The organism is Bradyrhizobium sp. UNPF46, assembly GCF_006658625.1.
In the GTDB taxonomy this organism is placed as follows: domain Bacteria; phylum Pseudomonadota; class Alphaproteobacteria; order Rhizobiales; family Xanthobacteraceae; genus Bradyrhizobium; species Bradyrhizobium nitroreducens.
The window spans coordinates 34,415-56,364 of record NZ_LFJB01000018.1; the positions used below are offsets into that span (position 1 = coordinate 34,415).

The 21,950-nt window shown below is 65.7% G+C and carries 22 protein-coding genes; 9 read left to right on the top strand and 13 right to left on the bottom strand.

Annotated elements, in window-relative coordinates; genetic code table 11:
• Positions 1 to 12 precede the first annotated feature (12 nt).
• From UNPF46_RS08435 to UNPF46_RS08445, 3 genes are all read right to left on the bottom strand, one after another.
• Complete coding sequence (locus UNPF46_RS08435; RefSeq protein ID WP_063199776.1) at positions 13 to 363, bottom strand: RidA family protein; 351 nt, start codon at positions 361 to 363, stop codon at positions 13 to 15.
• A 151-nt stretch (positions 364 to 514) separates the two neighbouring features.
• Positions 515 to 1,435 carry an extracellular catalytic domain type 1 short-chain-length polyhydroxyalkanoate depolymerase gene (locus UNPF46_RS08440; protein WP_142249676.1) on the bottom strand — a complete coding sequence of 307 codons (921 nt, stop codon included), beginning with the start codon at positions 1,433 to 1,435 and terminating at the stop codon, positions 515 to 517.
• A gap of 3 nt (positions 1,436 to 1,438) precedes the next feature.
• Complete coding sequence (locus UNPF46_RS08445) at positions 1,439 to 3,097, bottom strand: FAD-binding dehydrogenase (protein WP_142249677.1); 1,659 nt, start codon at positions 3,095 to 3,097, stop codon at positions 1,439 to 1,441.
• Between the two features lie 275 nt (positions 3,098 to 3,372).
• Between UNPF46_RS08445 and UNPF46_RS08450 the strand changes: the two genes are divergently transcribed.
• The 5 genes from UNPF46_RS08450 to UNPF46_RS08475 all read left to right on the top strand — a co-directional run bounded on the left by UNPF46_RS08450 (position 3,373) and on the right by UNPF46_RS08475 (position 7,882).
• Positions 3,373 to 3,894 (top strand): hypothetical protein, encoded by a 522-nt coding sequence (locus UNPF46_RS08450; RefSeq protein ID WP_174718706.1) that lies wholly within the window; start codon positions 3,373 to 3,375, stop codon positions 3,892 to 3,894.
• A gap of 125 nt (positions 3,895 to 4,019) precedes the next feature.
• Positions 4,020 to 4,214, top strand: coding sequence for a hypothetical protein (locus UNPF46_RS08455; protein ID WP_142249678.1), 195 nt, complete (start codon positions 4,020 to 4,022; stop codon positions 4,212 to 4,214).
• A gap of 24 nt (positions 4,215 to 4,238) precedes the next feature.
• Entirely contained in the window at positions 4,239 to 4,829 is a 591-nt protein-coding gene (locus tag UNPF46_RS08460; RefSeq protein ID WP_100174908.1) for an SCO family protein, read from the top strand.
• 218 nt (positions 4,830 to 5,047) lie between these two features.
• Complete coding sequence (locus tag UNPF46_RS08465; RefSeq protein WP_142249715.1) at positions 5,048 to 5,998, top strand: ABC transporter substrate-binding protein; 951 nt, start codon at positions 5,048 to 5,050, stop codon at positions 5,996 to 5,998.
• 228 nt (positions 5,999 to 6,226) lie between these two features.
• Positions 6,227 to 7,882 (top strand): lysine--tRNA ligase, encoded by a 1,656-nt coding sequence (locus UNPF46_RS08475; RefSeq protein WP_142249716.1) that lies wholly within the window; start codon positions 6,227 to 6,229, stop codon positions 7,880 to 7,882.
• A 105-nt stretch (positions 7,883 to 7,987) separates the two neighbouring features.
• Here the strand turns inward: UNPF46_RS08475 and UNPF46_RS08480 are convergent, their stop codons facing one another.
• Together UNPF46_RS08480 and UNPF46_RS08485 are read right to left on the bottom strand one after the other, a co-directional pair.
• Entirely contained in the window at positions 7,988 to 8,740 is a 753-nt protein-coding gene (locus UNPF46_RS08480; protein WP_142249679.1) for a carbonic anhydrase, read from the bottom strand.
• 133 nt (positions 8,741 to 8,873) lie between these two features.
• The gene (locus tag UNPF46_RS08485; protein WP_142249680.1) at positions 8,874 to 9,527 is read right to left on the bottom strand and encodes a S24 family peptidase; all 654 of its coding nucleotides are present in this window, start codon (positions 9,525 to 9,527) and stop codon (positions 8,874 to 8,876) included.
• A 192-nt stretch (positions 9,528 to 9,719) separates the two neighbouring features.
• Between UNPF46_RS08485 and UNPF46_RS08490 the strand changes: the two genes are divergently transcribed.
• Positions 9,720 to 10,064, top strand: a complete 345-nt coding sequence (locus tag UNPF46_RS08490; protein WP_142249681.1) for a DUF952 domain-containing protein — start codon at positions 9,720 to 9,722, stop codon at positions 10,062 to 10,064.
• Positions 10,061 to 11,158, top strand: a complete 1,098-nt coding sequence (locus tag UNPF46_RS08495) for a quinone-dependent dihydroorotate dehydrogenase (protein WP_142249682.1) — start codon at positions 10,061 to 10,063, stop codon at positions 11,156 to 11,158. The genes UNPF46_RS08490 and UNPF46_RS08495 overlap by 4 nt, the downstream gene beginning before the upstream one ends.
• 103 nt (positions 11,159 to 11,261) lie before the next feature.
• On the opposite strand, the gene UNPF46_RS08500 is transcribed toward UNPF46_RS08495, so the two are convergent.
• The 5 genes from UNPF46_RS08500 to UNPF46_RS08520 all read right to left on the bottom strand — a co-directional run bounded on the left by UNPF46_RS08500 (position 11,262) and on the right by UNPF46_RS08520 (position 16,675).
• Positions 11,262 to 12,587, bottom strand: a complete 1,326-nt coding sequence (locus UNPF46_RS08500; RefSeq protein WP_142249683.1) for an MATE family efflux transporter — start codon at positions 12,585 to 12,587, stop codon at positions 11,262 to 11,264.
• 1 nt (position 12,588) lies between these two features.
• Positions 12,589 to 13,323, bottom strand: coding sequence for an MBL fold metallo-hydrolase (locus tag UNPF46_RS08505; RefSeq protein ID WP_142249684.1), 735 nt, complete (start codon positions 13,321 to 13,323; stop codon positions 12,589 to 12,591).
• Between the two features lie 31 nt (positions 13,324 to 13,354).
• Positions 13,355 to 13,657: a DUF6460 domain-containing protein gene (locus UNPF46_RS08510; protein WP_100174896.1), complete on the bottom strand. Its 303-nt coding sequence runs from the start codon at positions 13,655 to 13,657 to the stop codon at positions 13,355 to 13,357.
• Positions 13,658 to 13,763: 106 nt separating this feature from the next.
• Positions 13,764 to 15,641, bottom strand: coding sequence for an ATP-dependent DNA ligase (locus UNPF46_RS08515; protein ID WP_142249685.1), 1,878 nt, complete (start codon positions 15,639 to 15,641; stop codon positions 13,764 to 13,766).
• Positions 15,638 to 16,675 (bottom strand): ligase-associated DNA damage response exonuclease, encoded by a 1,038-nt coding sequence (locus UNPF46_RS08520; RefSeq protein ID WP_142249686.1) that lies wholly within the window; start codon positions 16,673 to 16,675, stop codon positions 15,638 to 15,640. The genes UNPF46_RS08515 and UNPF46_RS08520 overlap by 4 nt, the downstream gene beginning before the upstream one ends.
• A gap of 68 nt (positions 16,676 to 16,743) precedes the next feature.
• Between UNPF46_RS08520 and UNPF46_RS08525 the strand changes: the two genes are divergently transcribed.
• Positions 16,744 to 17,670: a class I SAM-dependent DNA methyltransferase gene (locus UNPF46_RS08525; RefSeq protein ID WP_100174893.1), complete on the top strand. Its 927-nt coding sequence runs from the start codon at positions 16,744 to 16,746 to the stop codon at positions 17,668 to 17,670.
• A gap of 116 nt (positions 17,671 to 17,786) precedes the next feature.
• Positions 17,787 to 19,016 carry an ABC transporter substrate-binding protein gene (locus UNPF46_RS08530; protein WP_142249687.1) on the top strand — a complete coding sequence of 410 codons (1,230 nt, stop codon included), beginning with the start codon at positions 17,787 to 17,789 and terminating at the stop codon, positions 19,014 to 19,016.
• A gap of 66 nt (positions 19,017 to 19,082) precedes the next feature.
• Here UNPF46_RS08530 and UNPF46_RS08535 read toward each other — a convergent pair whose 3' ends face one another.
• The 3 genes from UNPF46_RS08535 to UNPF46_RS08545 form a co-directional block, all read right to left on the bottom strand.
• On the bottom strand, positions 19,083 to 19,934 hold the full coding sequence (locus UNPF46_RS08535; RefSeq protein WP_142249688.1) for an amidohydrolase family protein: 852 nt from the start codon (positions 19,932 to 19,934) through the stop codon (positions 19,083 to 19,085).
• 3 nt (positions 19,935 to 19,937) lie between these two features.
• Positions 19,938 to 20,915, bottom strand: a complete 978-nt coding sequence (locus UNPF46_RS08540) for an aldo/keto reductase (protein ID WP_142249717.1) — start codon at positions 20,913 to 20,915, stop codon at positions 19,938 to 19,940.
• A 101-nt stretch (positions 20,916 to 21,016) separates the two neighbouring features.
• Positions 21,017 to 21,949: a sugar-binding protein gene (locus tag UNPF46_RS08545; RefSeq protein WP_181769845.1), complete on the bottom strand. Its 933-nt coding sequence runs from the start codon at positions 21,947 to 21,949 to the stop codon at positions 21,017 to 21,019.
• Position 21,950: the final 1 nt, after the last annotated feature.

Consider the following 21,950-nt stretch of genomic DNA (forward strand, 5'->3'; position numbering starts at 1 on the left):
AGTTTGCGAAGATTACTTCGCGGCAACCACCATGATCTCGACGGTGTATTGCGGCGCAGCCAGCTTGGCTTCGACGGTGGCGCGCGCCGGGGTGTTGCCGGGCGAGACCCAGGCGTCCCACACCGCGTTCATCTCGCCGAAGGTCTTCATGTCGGTGATGTAGATCGTGGCGGAGAGCAGCTTCGACTTGTCGGTGCCGGCCTTGGCGAGATGGCCGTCGATGGTGGCCAGGATGTCCTGGGTCTGCTTCGTCACGCTTTCGCCGGCCGCCTTGTTGGCGACGACGCCGGCGAGATAGACGGTGTTGCCGTGCACGACGACCTGGCTCATGCGCGGACCGGTTTCGAAACGCTGAATGCTCATTTACGGATCTCCTCACTGGAATGGCGGCCCTGTCTAGCCCAGCACCTCGCGCTCTGCCACCCCTGGCACGCATTGCGTTGCAGGGCACGCATGTGTTGCCCCGCACGCATGCGTTGCCTGCGGCGCATGCGCCAGAGCGGCGCTTGGCGCTTCAAGGAAACCGACTGAAAAAAGCCCAGATCGTCTCGGCGCCGTCGATGTCGCCGTTCTGCGGCCCGAGCAGGCTGGCAGCGACCTTTGGGAAGCGGGCATCCGGCGCAAATCCGGGCATGCGATGGCCGCCATGGTTGACGCGATAGAGCACGACGTCGTGGCCTCCAGGGCAGCGCGATGAGATCCGCGTCACCGTGGACTGGTCCGCAGCGTTGCTGTCGGGCAGATCGGACCGTGCCGCATCGTCGGTCTCGCAGCCGTTGAGCTTGCGCCAGAAGGCCAGCGTCTCCTCGGTCGACCAGAATCCGTCTGCGGCAAAATAGCTCGATCCGCGTCCGCCGGCGTAGGGCACCAGCGGATCGGCCGTGCCGTTCATGAGCAGCATCGGCAGCGGCCGCGACGGATGGCAGGTGACGGCGGCCTCGTCGGTGAGGTTCATGATCACGCTCGCGCCGGCCGCGAACAGGTCGGCGCGGGCGCAGAGAAGCGTCATCGCCATGGCGCCGCCATTGGAGACTCCGGTGACATAAACCCGCTTCGGGTCGGCGGTGCCGTTCGCCACCAGCTTCTCGACGAGCTTTGCGATGAAGGCGACGTCGTCGGTGCCCGGCGGAGGCCCGCGCAGTGCGGGTCCCGCTTTTGTCCGCGCATCGGCCCATGCATGGTTGAGGCCGTCGGGAAACACCACGGCAAGACCTTCACGCTTGGCGACCTGCGGCCACGCCGTCCGCGCCACCATGTCGGCGCCGCGCTGGGTCTTGCCGTGCAGCGCGACCACGAGCGGCGCCGGCGTCTTCGCCGGAAGCTGCGCCGTGTAGGAGCGCTTCACACCGTTGACGTCGATCGTCTCGGCGGATGCTCCTGATGCGGCGGCCAATGCCGCGACCAGCGCGCCGATGCGCAGCATCCACCGCCGCATCAGCTACCCCACCGCTTTCGCCGCAGCACGGCCGGCATTGCGGCCCGAGAACAGGCAGCCGCCGAGGAAGGTGCCTTCGAGCGAGCGATAGCCGTGCACACCGCCGCCGCCGAAGCCGGCGGCTTCGCCGACCGCGTAGAGGCCGGGAATGACGCTGCCCTCGGCGCCGAACACGCGCGAGTCGAGATCGGTCTCGAAGCCGCCCAGCGTCTTGCGGGTGAGGATGTTGAGCTTGACCGCGATCAGCGGTCCCTGCGCGGGATCCAGGATCCTGTGCGGGGACGCGGTGCGGATCAGCTTGTCGCCGATGTAGCGCCGCGCGTTGTGGATGTTCATCACCTGCGCGTCCTTGACGTAGGGGTTGGCGATCTCGCGGTCGCGCGCCTCGATCTGCAGCTTGATGTGCTCGAGCTTGAGGAGGTCGCTGCCGGCAAGCTTGTTCATCTCCGCGACAAGATCCTCGAGCTTGTCGCGTACGATGAAGTCGACACCATGGCTTTTGAACGCCTCCACCGGCGCCGGTGCACCCTTGTTGGTGGCGCGCTTGATCGTCATGCGCCAGCTCTTGCCGGTCAAATCGGGGTTCTGCTCCGAGCCCGACAGCGCAAACTCCTTCTTGATGATGCTCTGGGTCAGGATGAACCAGGAATATTCATAGCCTGATGACATGATGTATTTGAGCTGGCCGAGCGTATCGGAGCCAGGGAACAGCGGCGCCGGCAGCCGCGTGCCTGTGGCGTCGAACCACATCGAGGACGGGCCCGGCAGGATGCGGATGCCGTGGCGCGGCCAAATGGGATTCCAGTTCTGGATGCCCTCGACATAATGCCACATGCGGTCGCGATTGATCAGGCGCGCGCCTGTCTTCTCGGTGATGCCGATCATGCGGCCGTCGACATGTTCGGGCACGCCGGAGATCATGAACTTTGGCGGCGTGCCGAGCCGCTCCGGCCAGTTCTGGCGTACCAGCTCGTGATTGCCGCCGATGCCGCCGGACGCCACGATCACGGCCTGCGCCTTCAGCGCAAATTCGCCGACCACGTTGCGGGAGGAGCTCTTGCCGCGCTCGACATTGTCAGGCGCGAGCACGGCGCCGCCGACGCCATCCACCGTGCCATTGGTGATGGAGAGCGCATCGACGCGGTGGCGGAACCTGAAGATTAGCCGGCCGCTCTTGACCGCCTCGCGCGCGCGGCGCTCGAACGGCTCGACGATCCCAGGCCCGGTGCCCCAGGTGACGTGAAAGCGCGGTACCGAATTGCCGTGCCCCATCGCATCGTAACCGCCGCGCTCGGCCCAACCGACCACGGGGAAGATGCGATGGCCCATCGCGCGCAGCCAGGCGCGCTTCTCGCCGGCCGCGAACGCGACATAGGCTTCGGCCCATTGGCGCGGCCAGAAATCCTCGTCGCGGTCGAAGCCGGCGGTGCCGAGCCAGTCCTGCATGGCGAGATCGTAGGAGTCCTTGATGCCGAGCCGGCGCTGCTCCGGCGAATTGACCAGGAACAATCCGCCGAACGACCAGAACGCCTGGCCGCCAATCGACTGCTCGCCTTCCTGGTCGACCACGATCACGCGCTTGCCCGCGTCCGCGATCTCGGTCGCAGCGACGAGGCCCGACAGCCCGGCGCCGACGACGATGACGTCCGTCTCCTCAGCCATGTATTTCCCCCTCCACTATTATTCCCACCTCGATGGGTTCCCCTGTATTCGCCCGGATTGAAGCCAGCGGTTGTAACTGAGATCAAGGCCGTGGCACGCAAGACATCCTTAACTTGTTCCACTTTGGGATAGAGACCCAGCGAGTGCAGCGCGGACGCAACACTGGATTTGAATTTGTTTTGATCGAGCCGGCCTGCCTAGACAAAACCTCGGTTACGACGGACGCTAGCCGTGCATCACCACCGGACACGCAGATTCGACTGGGGCGGGGGACAATGAGGTTTCTGACGGGGTTGCTTGCGGCGGTTCTGTTGATCGCTGGCATGGGGGCTTCTCACGCGGTGGTTCGGATCGCGGATGACCGCGGTGGCCGGATTGGAACCTACGTCGACAAGTACCAGGACCTGCGTCAATCCGGCGAAACCGTCATCATCGACGGCCTGTGCGCCTCCGCCTGTACCATCGTCCTCGGCGCCATCCCGCATGACCGCATCTGCGTGACCTCAAGCGCGACGCTCGGCTTCCACGCTGCGTGGGATTTCGGCAGCAATGGCCGCGCCGTCACCAATCCCGAGGCGACCCAGATGCTCTATGCGATGTACCCCTCGCAGGTGAAGCGCTGGATCAGCCAGCGCGGCGGTCTCACCCCGCACATGCTGTTCCTGAAGGGCAAGCAGCTCCAGGCCATGTACAAGCCCTGCTACCTGGACGCGCAGGCCTCGACCATCAAGCCGTCGCGCCGGCCGCTCCCCCAGGCCGATCAGCTCGAATCCGCCCGCGGCCAGCTGCTGCGCTGACGTTCCCCGGACTGACGTTCTCGACCTGACCGGATCGTTCCGGCCCGCCGGCAGCGCTTGCCCGCAGGCGGGCCAGAGCCTATCTGAAGGCTTGGAACCGGGGCCTTCGCCCCCCGATCGTTGTCATGGCTCAACCTCTGCACCCCTCGCATCCGTTACAGGACAATTCGTCCACTGCCGGCCGGACGCCGTCCGTGCTGCTGTGGGTGGGCGTGGCGACCTTTGGAATGCTCGTGCTCGGCGCGCTGGCGCTGTGGTTCCACTACGGCACGCAGATGTTCTTCGAAATGATCCGGGCCGGTTTCGCCACCTGCTTCTGATCCGCGACAGGAAGTTTTCCGCTCATGAGCTCCGCCACCCGTCCGCTGGTGATCGCAACCGCCTTCGCCGCAAGCCTCGTTGTCGGGCTCCTGATCATGTTCTGGGCCATGGGCGGGGTCAGCAAGGTGGCCCAGCCGGCCGCGATCGGCGGCCCGTTCCAGCTTACCGACCAGAACGGCAAGACCGTCACCGACAAGAGCCTGAAGGGCAAGCCGACCCTGATCTTCTTCGGCTACACCCATTGCCCCGACGTCTGCCCGACCTCGCTGTTCGAGATCTCGGAAGTGCTGCGCGCGCTGGGCAAGGATGCCGACAAGGTCAATGCCGTCTTCATCTCGGTCGATCCCGAGCGCGACACGCCGGCGACCATGAAGGACTATCTGTCGAGCTTCGATCCGCACCTCGAAGGCCTGTCCGGCGATCCCGCCGAGACCGCCAAGGTCATCACCTCCTACCGGGTCTACGCCAAGAAGGTCCCGACCAAGGACGGCGACTACACCATGGACCACACCGCTCTGATCTACCTGATGGACCGCGACGGCCGTTTCGTCTCGCCGTTCAACCTGAAGCGGACGCCGGAAGAGGCGGCGGCGGATTTGAAGAAGTATCTCTGAGGCCTGCGTTCGGGCCGAACCGTTTCCACACCGTCATGGCCGGGCTTGTCCCGGCCATCCACGTTCCTGGGCGGGTCAGGAAAGGACGTGGATGCCCGGGACAAGCCCGGGCATGACGGCGGAGGGACCTTTGCCCAGCCCATAATCGGCGCTCGCGTTCCCGGCGGGATGGTCTATAACGCCCTCCGATCCCAATGAAATTCGTTCATTTCCGGCCGATGGCTCCATCGCAACAGGCGAAATCGTTCAAATCTGCCCGTGGCTTGCTGACGGCGCTGGCCGCCGGCCTCTGCCTGCTGGGATGCGCCCCGGCCGTCAACGCGCAGGCGCCCGCCAAGCAGCCTCCAGCGGCGCCCCAGGCCACGCCGCAGGTCGCGCCCCAATCCGCCCCTCAAACTGCGGCCCCCCAGGCCGTGCCCGGCTTCTGGGACCCAAGGCGTCGCCCCGAACGGCCGGACCTGTCGCGCCTGACCGTGATCCGCTTCCTGACCGAGACCGACTATCCGCCGTTCAACTACACCGGCGCCGACGGCAACCCGGCCGGCTTCAACGTCGATCTCGCCCGCAGCCTGTGCGAGGAGATCAAGGTCACCTGCACGGTGCAGATGCGCCGCTTCGAGACGCTGGTGGACGCGCTCACCTCCAACCGGGGCGATGCCATCATCGCCTCGATGGCGGTGAGCCCGCAGCTGCGCGCCCGGGTCGACTTCACCGATCCCTATTACCGCGTGCCGGCGCGCTTCGCCTCGCGCAAGGACGCGGTGATGCCGGAGATCCGCCCGGAATTTCTCGAGGGCAAGAAGGTCGGCGTCATCGCCGGCTCCGCGCACGAGGCCTATCTGAAGGCCATGTTCACCGACGCCGAGCTGCACCCCTATCCCAACGACGATGCGATGCGCGCAGCCTTACGCAAGGGTGAGGTCGACTTCATCTTCGGCGACGCCATCTCGCTGGCGTTCTGGATCAACGGCACCGATTCCGGCGATTGCTGCGCCTTCTCCGGCGGCCCCTTCGTCGAGAGCCGCTTCTTCGGCGAAGGCATCGGCATCGCCGTCCGCAAAGGCAACGACGTGCTGCGCCAGGCCCTGAACTGGGCGCTGTTCCGGGTCTGGGAAAAAGGCCGCTACACCGATCTGTGGCTGCGGTATTTCTCGGTGAGCCCGTTCTAGTTTCTTCGCCTCTCCCCGCCTGCGGGGAGAGGCCGGAATTTGCGAGAGCAAATTCCGGGTGAGGGGGACTCTCCGCGAGTCCAATTCTCACCATCATTGCGGAAGCAGCCCCTCACCCCAACCCTCTCCCCGTAAGAACGGGGCGAGGGAGTAGAGCGGCAACAGCCGCACCAACTTTTGCATTCCGCGCAAAAATCGCTATTTTCCGCGGCCCGGAGGCCCTTCTTGATGTCCGTTATCGATCCCAGCATGAGCCCGAGCGACTTACGTGCGCTCGCCGAACAATCCAACGCCTGGCCGTTCGAGCAGGCGAAGGCCGTTGTCGCGCGGCTGAAGAAGAGCCCGAAGGACGAGGTGCTGTTCGAGACCGGCTACGGGCCGTCGGGCCTGCCGCATATCGGCACGTTCGGCGAGGTCGCCCGCACCTCGATGGTGCGCCATGCCTTCCGCGTCCTGACCGAGGACAAGATCAAGACGCGCCTGCTCGCCTTCTCCGACGACATGGACGGCTTCCGCAAGGTGCCCGACAACGTCCCCAACAAGGAGATGCTGGCCCCGCATATCGGCAAGCCGCTGACGCAGGTGCCAGATCCGTTCTCCAACGAATACCCCTCGTTCGGCCACCACAACAATGCGCGGCTGCGCGCCTTCCTCGATCATTTCGGCTTCGACTACGAGTTCGCGAGCTCGACCGACTATTACACGTCCGGCCGCTTCGACGCGACGCTGCTCAGGATGCTCGAAGCCTACGACAAGGTGATGGAGATCATCCTGCCGACGCTCGGCCCCGATCGCCGCGCCACCTATTCGCCGTTCCTGCCGATCAGCAAGACCACGGGCATCGTGCTGCAGGTGCCGATGATCCGCCGCGACGTCGCGGCCGGTACGGTGACCTATCTCGACCCCGATACCAACCAGGAAGTCGAGACGCCGGTCACCGGGGGCAACGTCAAGTGCCAGTGGAAGGCCGACTGGGCGATGCGCTGGGTCGCGCTCGGCGTCGATTACGAGATGGCCGGCAAGGACCTGATCGATTCCGTGAAGCTGTCCGGCGCGATCGCCAGGGCGCTCGGAGGCACGCCGCCCGAAGGCTTCAACTACGAGCTCTTCCTCGACGAGAAGGGCCAGAAGATCTCGAAGTCGAAGGGCAACGGCCTCACCATCGACGAATGGCTGCGCTACGCCTCGCCGGAATCGCTGTCGCTGTTCATGTACCGCGAGCCGAAGGCGGCGAAGCGGCTGTTTTTCGACGTCATCCCGCGCCAGGTCGATGACTATCAGCAATTCATCGATGGCTTTCCCAAGCAGGACGGCAAGCAGCAGCTCGGCAATCCGGTCTGGCACATCCACAACGGCAAGCCACCGAAGGGCGACATGCCCGTCACTTTCCAGCTCTTGCTGACATTGGTGTCCTCGTCGAACGCGGAGAATGCCGAGACGCTGTGGGGCTTCATCGGCCGCTACCGTCCCGGCGTGAGCCCGCAGACGCATCCGAAGCTGGATGCCATGGTCGGCTACGCCATCAACTATTACCGTGACTTCGTCGCGCCGACGAAGCAGTTCCGCGTGCCCACCGACACCGAGCGCGCGGCGCTACAGGATCTGCGCGATGCGCTGTCGCAGCTTGCGCCGGACGCAACGCCAGAGGACATCCAGAACGTCGTCTACGAGATCGGTCGCCGCGAGCCGTTCCTCGACCAGGTCAAGAAGGGCAAGGATGGCCGGCCCGGCGTCACGCTGGACTGGTTCAACATGCTCTACCAGGTGCTGCTCGGCCAGGAGAAGGGCCCGCGCTTCGGCTCCTTCGTCGCGGTGTATGGCGTGCAGAATGCCGTCAACATGATCGACGGCGCGCTGGCGCGGAGCGCATCGGGACCGTGGTAATGTGTAGCCCGGATGGAGCGCAGCGAAATCCGGGGTCTTCACGAGCGCTCCAGTCGTCCCGGATTGCGCTGCGCTCCATCCGGGCTACGGACCTTCAGCGCTCGCTCAGATCGATTTCAGCACGTACCGCCTGTTGTCCTTCTGTACCGGGCGCGCGTTCATCGGATAGAGCTTTGCGAACGCCGCGACGTCCGTGGCCGAGACCTGGATCGGGGTGGTCAGCAGCAGCCATTCGACCACCTCCGAACAGGGCGGCGTCGTCAGCGAGCCGGGATAGCGGAAATAGCTGAGCTTCGAGGGCAGCATGGCGTGCGGATCGATGCCGGCATCGGCCTTCACGGCCGGGCCTTCCGCCGCCGGCATGGTCTTGACGATCTTGCCGAAAGCCGGGTTCGCCCGGCCCTCGGCCATCAGCACGCCGACCACGGCGAGGCCGCCGGCCTCGTTGCGGTGGACGAAATGCGCCTCCATCGGAAAGTTCTTGCCGCCGATCATGTGCTCGCTCGGCCGGTGGAAGTGCACCTGCAGCAGCTTGTACTTGACATCGCCGAGCATCAAGGTGCTGCCCTCGGCGAAGTTGAGCTGGATGGTGTGCCCGTTGTTGACGATGGTGTCGGCGCTCTTGCCCCAGTTCAGCTTCAGCACCGGCAGTTGCGACTTGATCGTCGCCTCGATGTCGATCGGCGATTGCTGCAGGCCGACCGCACAGGCCTTGTTGGCCGCATCAAGATCGCCCCATTTGGCCGGGCCGCCGGCGCCTTCGTAACTCCAATGCGCGCCTTCGGCGGCGAAGGCCGGCTTGCAGAGCGGACAAAGTGCGAGACCCGCGAGGGCCTTCAATGCGTGACGGCGATTCATCGTATTCCCCTAAGATAAAGCTGGAGCGGTAGTATCGGCCGCAACCTATGCGAGAGGGCCGGTGAGTCGCAATGGCGATCGGGACGAAGCGCGGCCCCCAGGAATGCGAGTCAGGAGGCGGTTAAGGTCACGGTCACTGGCTCGTCCACACGATGCGCGCAATCCACGCCACCTCGCCCGCCGCCATCGTGCGCACGGCCTGCGACGCATCGAGCGATTGCAGCTCCAGTGCCTTGGCGGTGCGGCGCCGCAGCGTTGCGATCGTCATCTCGCCCGCCTTGCTCCTCACCAGCACGCGATCGCCTTTGCGGATCGGCGCACCCGGCGACACCAGGACGATGTCGCCGTCGCGATAGACAGGTGCGAACGCATCGCCGGAAATCTCCAGCGCAAAAGTGCGGCTGTCCCCGGTGGCGGGAAGCGCTGTTTCGGTCCAGCCCTTGCCGGAAGGCAGACCGGACTCGTCGAAGGCCCCGCTCGCGCCGGCCAGCCCGAAGCCGAGCAGCGGGACCGAGCGGGCCTCGCCCGCGTCGTCGTCGATCAGCTTCGCAAAGCTCTCGATCGAGGCGTCGGCGGCGGCCAGCGCCTTCGCGATCGATTCGGTCGAGGGCCAGCGTTCGCGGCCGTCGGAGGTGACGCGCTTGGACCTGTTGAAGGTGGTGGGATCGAGCCCGGCGCGCTTGGCAAGGCCGGACGGCGACAGACCGGCGCGCGCCGCCAGCCGATCCAGCGCGACCCAGATCTGGTCGTGAGTGAGTATCCTCTGCGCTTTGGCCTGTCTGACCATGGAAGGTCCAGCCCGTCGCAACTCAGGAAAACTGTCCTCAAATCAACCGGTTTTCCGTTTTTCGCGCAAGAGGTCGCGGCTAACTCTTGAGTTCGTCAGGGGCGGCCTTTACGGTCGCGCCGGGGTCTCTCGGGACCCGCACGAGACGAAAAAACCCAAGAGACTCAAAGAGCAAACAGGGCTGCGCAAGCGGTGGTCAAGATCTACAAAATCTGTCCGGCCTCGGCCTGGCGTGAGGCGGAACGGCAGGGTGTCTACCGCGGCAGCGCGGACGACGCGCGCGACGGTTTCATCCATTTCTCGACCGCCGCCCAGGTTCCCGAGACCCTGCGCAAGCACTATTTCGGACAGCGCGCGCTGTTCCTGGTCGAGGTCGACGGCGACGCGCTCGGCAGCGAGCTGCGCTGGGAGCGCTCGCGCAATGAGGAGCTTTTTCCGCATCTCTATGGCGAGCTCGATTTCGGCGCCGTCATCGCGGTGATGAACCTCAATATCCGCTCCGACGGCGGCCACGACGTTCCGGAGCTTGCCCCGTGATCCGCGCTTTCGACGCCTTTTCGCTGCCGGTGCTGCGCTGGCTCGATCCGGAAGATGCGCATCGCCTGGCGATCCAGGGCCTGCGCTTCCTGCCGCCGATCAAGCCGCGCACCGATGATCCCAAGCTCGCGATGCGCGCCTTCGGACTCAACTTTCCCAACCCGATCGGCATGGCCGCCGGCTTCGACAAGAGCGCGGAGGTGCCGGACGCGCTGCTGCGGCTCGGCTTCGGCTTCGTCGAGATCGGCTCGGTGACGCCGAAGCCGCAGGCCGGCAATCCGCGGCCGCGGCTGTTTCGCCTGGAGCGCGACGAAGCCATCATCAACCGCATGGGCTTCAACAATGACGGCGCGGACGTGGCACTGCGCCGGCTTGCCGCGCGCGCGCAGCACGGCGGCATCGTCGGCGTCAATGTCGGCGCCAACAAGGATTCGCCGGATCGCGTCGCCGACTACGTCAAGCTGATCGAGACCTTCGCACCGGTCGCGAGCTATTTCACCGTCAACGTCTCCTCGCCGAACACGCCGGGCCTGCGCAACTTGCAGGAAGGCGCGCTGCTCGACGATCTTCTCGCGCGCGTGATCGACGCGCGCGAGCGCGTGCGCCAGAAGGCCGGCGACACGCCGGTGCTGCTCAAGATCGCGCCGGATCTGAGCCTCGCCCAGCTCGACGATGTCGTGCAGGTCGCGCGCTCGCGCAGGGTCGACGGCATGATCGTGTCGAACACGACGATTTCGCGGCCGAGCACGCTGCGGGAGGAGATGCGCGCCAAGGAGCAAGGCGGCCTGTCCGGCCGGCCGCTGTTCCGCCTGTCGACGCGGATGGTCGCGGAGACCTATGTGCGCGTCGAGGGCGCATTCCCGCTGATCGGCGTCGGCGGCGTGGATTCCGGCGGCGCCGCGCTGACCAAGATCCGCGCGGGCGCGAGCCTGATCCAGCTCTATTCGTCGCTGGTCTACAAGGGCCTCGGCCTCGTCGACGAGATCAAGCGCGACCTCACCTCGACGCTGCTTCGCACCGGGCGCGACTCGCTGTCCGAGATCGTCGGCGCGGATGCGGCGACGCTCACCGCCGAAGACTGGCCGGGGATGTGAGGCGTGATTCCGTAGCCCGGATGGAGCGCAGCGCAATCCGGGATTCGATCCGCAACTGCGAGGGCCCCGGATTACGCTGCGCTCCATCCGGGCTACGATTCTTCTACGCTTTCGAAAACGTCGCCCTGAACTGCGTTGGATACCTCGCGGCCTGCAAGCCGCCGCGCGAGAGGTAGGAGGCCATCAGCGCCCACCACAGCCCGGCATTACCGAGCGTTTGCAGCGCCCACCAAACAGCGAAGAAGATCACCAACGAAGCCAGCATCAGGTTGCGCATCTCGCGCGCCCAGGTCGCGCCGATATAGATGCCGTCGAAGCCGAAGGCGAACACGCCGGGAATGGGCGCGATCACGACGAAAGGCAGGAATTCGCGCGCGGCCCGGCGGACGTCATCACTCGTCGTCATGACATCGATCAGCGCCGGCCCGAACAGCGCGAACAGCACGGCGACGACGATCGCGAAGCCGAGCCCCCAAAGCAGCACCAGCCGGGTCGACGCGGCAAAGCCTTTTGGATCGCGGGCGCCGAGCGTGCGGCCGCAGAGCTGCTGGGCTGCATTGGCGAGGCCGTCGAGGAAGAAGGCGCTGATCAGCAGGAAATTGTTGAGGACGGAGTTGGCGGCGAGCGTGACGTCGCCGGCCTGCGCGCCCTTGGCGGTGAAGAACAGGAACACGGCGATCAGCGCCGCGGTGCGGATCATGATGTCGGAGTTCACCGCCAGCAGCCGCAACAGCTTGTCGCGGTCGAGCAGGTTCGCGTACGGTACGGCGAAGCCGGAATCGGCATAGTGCCGGCAGACGATCACGCCGAGGGCAAGTCCGACCGCCTCCGACAGCAGCGCGGCGATCGCGGCACCGGCGATGCCGGTATCGTAGACCAGCACCAGCAGAATCGTCGCTGCCATGTTGACGAGATTGATGACGACCTGAAGCAGCAGGGCAGCATTGGCGCGGGCGAGGCCAATCAGCCAGCCGAGGATGACGTAATTCGCCAGCGCGAAGGGCGCCGACCAGATCCGGATCCCGAAATAGGTCTTTGCTGCCCGCGTCACGCCCTCGCTGCCACCCATGAGGTCGAACAGGAGTGCAGCCAGCGGCAGTTGCAGGATGATCAGAACGGCGCCGATCAGGCCGGCAACGATGAAGCCGCGCGCCAGGATCGCGGCCGGCTCGCGCGTCTCGCCGGCGCCGAGCGCCTGCGCGGTGAAGGCGAGCGTGCTCATGCGCAGAAAGCCGAACAGCCAGAACAGGCAGTCGAAGATGACGGAGGCCATCGCGACGCCGCCGAGCAGCGCCGCATCGTCGAGCCGGCCGATTGCGGTGGTCGAGACCACGCCGATCAGCGGCGTCGTGAGGTTCGCAACCATCGCGGGACCCGCGATGGCGAACACCTGACGGGAGCCGATCTTGAGCAGGACAGGCGCGTGCATGTCAGAATACGAGGACCATGCCGTCTTCGGCGGCGAGATGCGCAATGTCATCCAGCCGCGACAGCACGTCGTCACTCATATGGGTGAGGACAAGGCGTTTTGCGCCGATGTCGGGCAGATGCTGTTCCAAGGTCTTCAGGCTGAGATGGTTCTTGACCACCTTCTCGTACATGTAGGCCTCGGCGATGAAAAGGTCCGCGCCATGCGCCAGCGGAATGAGCGCCTCCGTCCATTCGGTGTCGGCGCTGTAAGCGAGCGTGCGGCCCTCGGCCTCGACGCGGTAGGCGAGGAAGGGACCACCGGATTCGCCGTGCACGACGGGATAGGGCGTCACCGTCACGGAGCCAAAGGTCCGGCTTTGCCCGGGCACGAGCTCGACGACGTCGAGCTCGAAGCGCTGCCTGGTCTTCGAGGAATGCTCGAACAAGACCTCCGTCACCTCACGCAGCCGCCGCTCGATGCCCTGCGGGCCCGCGACCGTCAACGGCGTGGTCCGCCGCGAGAATTGCGCGTCGAGCAGGAGGAATGGCAGGCCGGCGAAATGGTCGCCGTGGAAATGCGTGATGAGGATGAGATCGATTTCGTTGCGGTCGATCTCGAGCCGCTTCAGCGCCGGCAGGGCCGACGCGCCGCAATCGATCAGGAAGTTGGCCTCGCGCCCCGAAACGTGGAAGCAGGTGTTGAGCCTGCCGCCGGAGCCGAAGGCGTCGCCGCAGCCGACAAAGCGGAGTTGCATCGGCTGCGGGCTCCTTCCGGACCAGATGAACTTAGCGGCGCGGCGTGCCGAACAGGCGCGACAGCAGCCAGATCGGGATCACGATGACCGCGCCGAGCAGGAAGTAGCGCCACAGCCAGTTGATGGTGTCGAAACCGAGATCCCACAGGCGCTGGAACAGCAGGCGGATGCTGGTGAGGATGTTCCAGGGATCGAATCCGATCGCCGCGAGCACGACGCCGACCAGGATCGAGAGCAGGACCAGCCGAAACGCGACCGCCAGCGGCGAGCCGCCGAGAAAGCGGTTCAGGCCATCACTGCGGCCGGCCGGCAAATCTCTGACGTCTTGGACCATCGCAAACTCCTCAGGGCGAATTCGACCCCATTATAGGGCACGGCGGGGCACATGGGGAACCCGCAAGCGAGCGTCAATCGGGTTACGGGAGTTTAATTCGGGCGCGTCACGCCTCGATCTCCGCCGGCTCCGCCTTCAGCATCCTTTCCAGCGTCTCCAGCCTGTCCGCCTCCCGCGGCGGCTTGTCCCAGCGCAGGCGGCTGATGCGGGGGAAACGCATGGCAACGCCGGATTTGTGCCGCGGCGAGCGCTGCAGGCCCTCGAAGGCGACCTCCAGCACCAGCCCCTGCTCCGGCTCGTGCACGACGTGGCGGACGGGGCCGAATTTTTCGGTGGTGTTGCGGCGGACGAAGCGGTCGATCTGCAGCAACTCCTCGTCGGTGAAGCCGAAATAGGCCTTGCCGACCGGCACCAGCTCGTCGCCGCCCTCGCCCGCGGTCCAGACGCCAAAGGTGTAGTCGGAATAATAGGACGAGCGCTTGCCGTGACCGCGCTGCGCGTACATCAGCACGGCGTCGATGATGTGCGGATCGCGCTTCCACTTCCACCATTGGCCCTTGGGACGTCCGGGCAGATAAGGTGCATCGCGCCGCTTCAGCATCACGCCCTCGACGGCATCGGCATCTTCGCCCGCGCCGGCGCTTGCGGGATCGGCGCGCGCGGCCGTCAGCGCCTCCCAGCTTGCGATGGGCACGGTCGGCGACAGATCGATGCGGGGATCGCTGAGCTTCCCGATGAAGATCTCCAGCCGTTCACGCCGCTCCGCGAACGGCAGCTCGCGCAAATCGTTCTCGTCATCGCCGAGCAGGTCGTAGGCGCGAAGATGGATCGGAAACTCCTTGATCAGCTTGGGCGAGACGACCTTGCGGTTGAGCCGCTGCTGCAGGACGTTGAAGCTCTGCACGCGGCCCTCGCGCAGGATCAAGAGCTCACCGTCGATCGCACCCGGCAAACGAAGCGACGGCACGAGATCCGGAAAGCTCCCCGTGATGTCCTCGCCGGTGCGCGAATAGAGCCGCGCAATGATGTGGCCGCGCTCGTCGCGGCCGGCGACCGCCTGCACGCGAATGCCGTCCCATTTCCATTCGGCGATGTAGTCGGCGGGATCGAGCGCAGCGAAATCCGCATCCTCGATCGCGTGCGCCAGCATCACCGGGCGGAACGGCGCGGGATCGCGATTGACCGGCTTGTCGCCGCGGCCTTCCAGCCAGGCGAACAGGTCGAGATAGGGCGGGCTGAGCCCCGGCCAGATCAGCTCGACCTCATGCGGGTCCTTGTCGCCGAGCGCCGCGGCCGCGGTCTTGGCGAGGCGCGCAGAGATGCCGATCCGCAGCGCCCCGGTGACGAGTTTCAGCAGCGCCCAGCGGCCGGTCTCGTCGAGCTCATCGAGCCAGCGTTCGAGCTGTTTCGGCAACTCGGTCTTGCCGAGGGTGCGCAGCGTGGTGACGACCTCGGTGAGCGTCGGGGGTGGCGGGTTGTTGTGGTTGCTTGGGTGGAGCGGCTCATCGGCATCTCGCCCGGAGTACCCCCCTCCCTGACCCTCCCCCACAAGGGGGGAGGGAACGGAGAGAGTAATGCGTCCATCACTTTGGGAATCGCGATCAGTCGTGCTGCTCGCTGGTGGCCGCGGGTTCCGCTGCGCTCCCTCCCCCCTTGTGGGGGAGGGCGGGGGAGAGGGGTGGCCGGGAAAAGGTTTGTCGTTGCTTGCGACGCGCCGCGGCCACATCAACGCCACCGTCTCGGAGAGATCGCCGACATAGTCGTAGCTCAGCCCAAACAGCACTTCATCCGTGCGCGATGCGATGAGATCGCGGATCAGCGCCGGCTTGGCATGCTTGAAGCTGAGCGCACCGGTGAGCGCGGCCAGCGCATAGCCGCGATCGGGATCGCCGACCTCGCGGAAATAGCCGGCCAGCAGACGCAGCTTGTTGTTGCGGCCGGGCTCGTAGGCGAGACGGTCGAGCAGTTCGGCGAAGCGGTTCATGCTTCGGCCTCGTCAGTGGCCGGCGCCTCGCTCTCCTCCTCGTCGCCATAGCCGACAAGATCGAGCGGCTGCGCCTTCAGGCCCTGCGACCTGCACCAATGCACCAGCGCATCTTCCTGGCCGTGGGTGACCCAGATCTCGCCGGCCCCGGTCGCGCCGATCGTGGCGGTGAGACCGTCCCAATCGGCGTGGTCGGAGATCACCAGCGGCAGCTCGACGCCGCGCTGCCGCGCCCGGGCGCGCACCCGCATCCAGCCCGAGGCGAATGCCGTGACGGGATCGGGAAAGCGGCGCGTCCAGAGGTCTGACGTCGCCGAGGGCGGTGCCAGCGTGATGGTGCCGGCGAGCGCCGCCTTCTTCACCCCCTTCACCGGCCTGAGCTCGCCGAGGTCGATGCCGCGGCTCTGGTAGTACGCGGTAATCGTCTCCATTGCGCCATGCAGATAGATCGGCGCATCGTAGCCGGCCTGCCGCAGCAGCTTGATCACGCGCTGCGCCTTGCCGAGTGAATAGGCGCCGACGAGATGCGCGCGCTCCGGAAACAGCGCGACGGACGCGAGCAGCTTCCTGACCTCGTCGCTCGCATCGCCATGCCGGAACACCGGCAGGCCGAACGTGGCTTCGGTGATGAAGACGTCGCAGGGCACCAGCTCGAACGGCGTGCAGGTCGGGTCGGGCGCGTCCTTGTAGTCGCCGGAGGCGACGATGCAGGTGTCCTTGCACGTCACCGCGATCTGCGCCGAACCCAGCACATGGCCGGCGGGATGAAACTTCACGCTGACGTCGCCGAGCCGGATCTCCTCGCCATAGCCAATGGCCTGCGTCGACCCAGCAAAGTTCTCGCCATAGCGCAGCCGCATCATATCCAGCGTTTCCTGCGTCGCCAGCACGGCGCCATGGCCGGGGCGGGCATGGTCGGAATGGCCGTGGGTGATCACGGCCCACTCCACGGGGCGGACGGGGTCGATATGAAAGCCACCGGGCTTGCAGCATAGACCGGCAGCAGCTGGCAACAGGATGTCTTGCGGACGCATGCCTGATATATAGGTGGGGTCGCCGTATCTTCGAGTCGCCCCGCCTGCTTCGCTCCTTTGGTTCCTCAATGCCTCTGCGCCTGTTCCTGTCCTCGGGCGATCTCATCGCCGACCGTCGCTTCGAATTCGCCCGCGATCTCCAGCTCAAGGGTGATCTGCCCGCCGCCGCCGACCTGCTGGAACAAGCGCTCGAGATCGCGCCGAACTTCACCTCGGCCTGGTTCACGCTGGGCGAAATCCGCGACGAGCTCGGCGAGCGCGACAAGGCCATCGCCGCCTTCCGGAAGGCGCGCGAGTCTGACCCGGACGACCAGCACGGCGCCGGCTTGCGTTTGATACGGCTGGGCGACGAGCAACTCTCCGAGATGCCGAAGGCCTACGTGCAGGCCTTGTTCGATCAATACGCGCCGCATTTCGAGGATGTGCTGGTCAACGATCTCGAATATCGCGCGCCGTCCCTGATCTTCAAGGCGGTGATCGCCGCACGCGTCGCCGCCAGGAAGCCGGCTCTGTTCAAGCGTGCCATCGATCTCGGCTGCGGCACCGGCCTCGCGGCCGCCGCCTTCGCCAAGCAGGTCGATCATTTCACCGGCATCGACCTGTCGTCCGGCATGATCAAGGAGGCGCGCGCGACGGGTCTGTACGCTGAGCTCGAAGTCGCCGACATGATCGATGGCTTGCGCGGCAAGCCCAATGCAAGCGCGAACCTGATGATTGCGGCGGACGCATTTGTGTATCTGTCGGATCTCGCACCGGTGCTGACGGAAGCAAGGCGCGTGCTTGCAGCGGGCGGCGTGCTCGCCTTCACGCTCGAGACCCACGATGGCAACGGCATCATACTCGGCGAAGGCTTGCGCTATGCCCATGCAGCGGAATATGTGCGGAGCGCGCTGGTCAGGGCCGGGCTGAAGCTTCTGACATTGCAGGCGGCCTCACCGCGCATCGAGAACAACGAGCCGGTGCGCGGCCTCGTCGTCGTCGCCGAGAAAACTTGAGTCTAGGCGCTAAGCGTCCCGCGATTTGAACGTCATTGCGTCGCAAAGTTGCGACTTCCCACTTGCGAGCCGAGCTGCGATGCCAGCACAATGCGCGCGCTAGGGAGAAACAAATAATGACGAAGAATCCATCGCGGCGCGATTTCAGCGCCGCCGCGCTCGCCACCATCGCCGCATCCACCCTGCCCGCGCCCTACGTCTGGGCCGCAGAGAAAAAATACGATGCGGGCGCCAGCGACACCGAGATCAAGATCGGGCAGACCGTGCCGCATTCCGGTCCCGGCTCGCTCTACGGCGTGCTGGGGCGCATCGGCGAAGCCTACTTCCAGATGCTGAACGAGAAGGGCGGCATCAACGGACGCAAGGTCAAGTTCCTGACCATGGACGACGCCTATAGCGCGCCGAAATGCGTCGAGGCCACGCGGCGCCTGGTCGAGCAGGAGGAGGTGCTCGCGCTCTACGGCTCGCTCGGCACCGCGCCGCAGACCGCCGTGCACAAATATCTGAACTCCAAGGGCGTGCCGCAGCTGCTGCTCAATACCGGCGCATCGAAGTGGAACAACCCGAAGGAGTTCAAATGGACGATGGCGGGCCTGCCGCTCTATCCGACCGAGGCGCGCATCCTGGCCCGCCACGTCGTCAGTGTGAAGCCGAACGCCAAGATCGGCATCCTCTACCAGAACGACGACTTTGGTCGCGACTTCCTCGGTCCCTTCAAGAAGGTTCTGGAAGACGCCGGCGGCACCGCAAAGGTGATCATGGAGCAGACCTATGATCTGACCGAGCCGACCGTCGATTCCCAGCTCATCAACCTCTCGAAGTCGGGCGCCGACGTATTCTACAACATCTCGACCGGCAAGGCGTCGTCGCAGTCGATCCGGAAAGTCGCCGAGCTCGGCTGGAAGCCGCTGCAGCTTCTTTCCGCGGGCTCGACCGGCCGCTCGATCCTCAATGCCGCGGGGCTCGAGAACGCCACCGGCATCGTCGCCATCCGCTATAACAAGGAGGTCGGCCTGCCCAAATGGGAGAAGGACCCCGACGTGATGGCGTTCGAGGAATTGCGCAAGAAGTACACCCCGGCCATCGACCCCGACAACACCATCGCCTTCGCCGGCTACGGCCAGGCGGTGACCATGGGCGAGATTCTGCGGCGCTGCGGCGACGACCTCACCCGCGCCAACGTGTTGAAGCAGGCCTCCAACCTCAAGGGCTTCCACTCGCCCTATTTCCTGGACGGCGTCACCTACGACTACACGCCCGAGGACTACACGCCGATGAAGACGCTCTTCATCTCCACCTTCACCGGCAAGGACTGGGACATCTCCGACAAGCCGATGTCGGAGTAGGCCGAAGCCTCTCGCCACCTCTCCTCTCCTGCGCTGTCAGGAGAGGAAGGAAACCTGCGTATCGCGCTAAGGCGCGATCGCCAGCCGATACGCCCGCGCGGCATTCACCCCAAACGCCTTGTCCCGCACCTGCAAGCCAAGCCTGGCCAGGCAGGTTTCCAGCGCGTTCTTGATCTCGCCATAGCTTCCCGCAAGCAGGCACACCGGCCAGTCCGAGCCGAAGATCAGCCTGTCCTCGCCGAAACAGCTTGCGGCATGCGCGACGAACGGAAACAGGCGCTCCGCGTCCCAATCGTTCCAGATCGCCTCGGTCGCGAGCCCGGAGATCTTGCACCAGACATTGCCGCACGCCCCGAGCGCCCTGATGCGATCGGACCATTCGGAGCTTCCACCATCGGCGATCGGCGGCTTGGCCGCGTGGTCGAGCACGAAGCGCGCCTGCGGAAAGGCCTGCGCGATGGCGATCGCGGCGGGCAGCTCGCGGCTGCGGACGAGGACATCGTAGGCGAGATCGCGCGCGAACACGGCGGTGAGGCCGCGCTGGACGTCCTCGCGCAGCAGCCAATCGGGATCTGTCTCGTCATGCACCTGGTGGCGGATGCCGACGAGCTTGTCCCCGCCCGGCAAGCCGCGCAACCGGTCGAGCGTGTCGCCGAGCGCGCCGTCCGTCAGGTCGGCCCAACCAACGACACCGATCACCGACGGTGTGGCATGTGCAATCGCCAAGAATTCCTCGGTCTCCTCCAGGGAGGAGCGGCATTGCACCACGATGCTGGCATCGATGCCGTTCGCTTTCAGCAGCGGCGCGAGATCGGCAGGACCGAAAGCACGCCGGATCGGCGCGAGCTCGTCCGCCGCCATCCACGGATAATCGGCACGCGCGGGATCCCAGAAATGCTGGTGGGCGTCGATGATCATGCCTCACGCTCCGCCCGGCAGCGGCGCACGCGCATCGACGAGGTTTCGCGCGCGCAGCTCCTGCCAGAACGCGGCCGGCACCGCCCTCTCCGACATCGCGATGTTGTCGGCGACCTCGCCCGCATTGCGCGCACCCATCACGGCGACCGTGACCGCCGGATGCGCCATGCAGAACTGCAGCGCGGCGGCCTTCAGCTCGGTGCCATGCTTGCGGCAGAGCGCGTCGAGTTCGAGCGCCCGCGCCACCAGCGCCGCATCGGCATCCCGATAGTTGAACTTCGCGCCCGCATGCGGATTGGCCAGGATGCCGCTGTTGTAGATGCCGCCCAGGAGGATGCCGATGCCCTTCGCCGTGCAGACCGGAAACAACGCGTCCAGCGCGCCCTGGTCGAGCAGCGTGTAGCGGCCGGCGAGCAGGAAGCAGTCGACCGGCACGGCTTCGGCGAAGCGGACCGGCATCTCCGACTGGTTCATGCCGGCGCCGATCGCCTTGACCGTGCCATCGGCGCGCAGGCGCTGCAGCGCGCGGAAGGCACCGGTGACGGCTTCGTCATAGTGATCGTCAGGGTCGTGCACGAGCAGGACGTCGACGCGGTCGAGCCCGAGACGGGCAAGACTCTCCTCCACCGAGCGCATCACGCCGTCATAACTGAAATCGAACACCGGCCGTTCGCGCGGCGTGCCCTTGTAATGCTCGTCCTCGGTGGCGCCGCCATCGGGCGCACGCAGCAGGCGGCCGACCTTGGTCGAGATGGCGTAGGAGTCGCGCTTCTGTTGCCGCAGGAACGCGCCGAGTCGCCGCTCGGCAAGACCAAAGCCGTAGAGCGGTGCGGTATCGAAGAAGCGCACTCCCGCGGACCAGGCGCGCGCGATCGTCGCTTGCGCATCGGCCTCGGTGACGGGGGTGAACAATCCGCCGAGCGGGGCGGAACCGAGACCGAGTGAGGTGACGTCGAGCGAGCCGAGCCGCGAGCGCTTCATTCCCATTGCCTTGTCTTCATTCCAACAGTCCAAATCATCTCCCCCGCTTGCGAAAATCGCAAGCGGGGGAGGCATGCAGGAACGCGGGGCTGGCGACGCTCCTACTTCAACATCTGCGCGACGTTGTCCTTGGTGACGAGGTCGAGGCCGGTGTAGACGATCTCCGGCACCTTCTCGCCCTTCTTGATGGCGAGCAGCGTGTCCATCGCCTTCTCGCCCATCTCGAACGGACGCTGGCCGACCAGTGCATTGGCGTAGCCGTCGCGCAGCAGCTCGAGCTGCATCTTCAGCGTATCGGCGACGACGAGCGTGAACTTGCCGGAATCGATGTCCTTCTTGTTCCTGCTGGCGAAGGCCTTGAAGCCTTCGGGCGCGAACATCGGCCAGCCGCCGATGGGAACGATGGCGGCGAGATCGGGCGTTGCGGTGCGCATATCCGTCATCTGCTGGACCGCGAGAGCCGGATCGTCGTTGCAGAAGGTCGGGGAGCCCGCGACCTCGGCCCATTTCGAGCCCTTCAGCGCCTCGCGCACGCCGTCGACGCGCTCGGCGAGGTTCTTGGCGCCGGGGCCGCCGGAGACCATGGCGTATTTGCCGCCGTCGGGCCGCATCTTCAGCAATTGCTTGCCGAGGGCGACGCCGAACTCCTTGTTGTTGGTGCCGATATAGGCGATGCGCTTGGAGCCGGGCGCATCGGCATCGAAGGTGATGACGGGGATGCCGGCCACGGTCGCCGCCTCGATCGACTTGGTCATGGCCGCGACGTCGGCCACCGAGATGGCGAGGCCGTCGACCTTCTGGGTGACGAAGTCCTGGATGATCTGGGCCTGCGTCGCCGGCTCGTGCTCGACCGGGCCCTTGTAGATGCACTCGATGTTGCCGAGCTCCTTGGCCCGCTTGAGGCAGCCGTCGCGCGCGAAGTCGAAGAACGGATTGTTCATCGCCTTGGGCACGATCACGAAACGGTAGTTCGCGGCGAATGCCGGCGTTGCCATCATTGCGACGGCGATGCCGGCCAGAAGAAATTTCCTCATT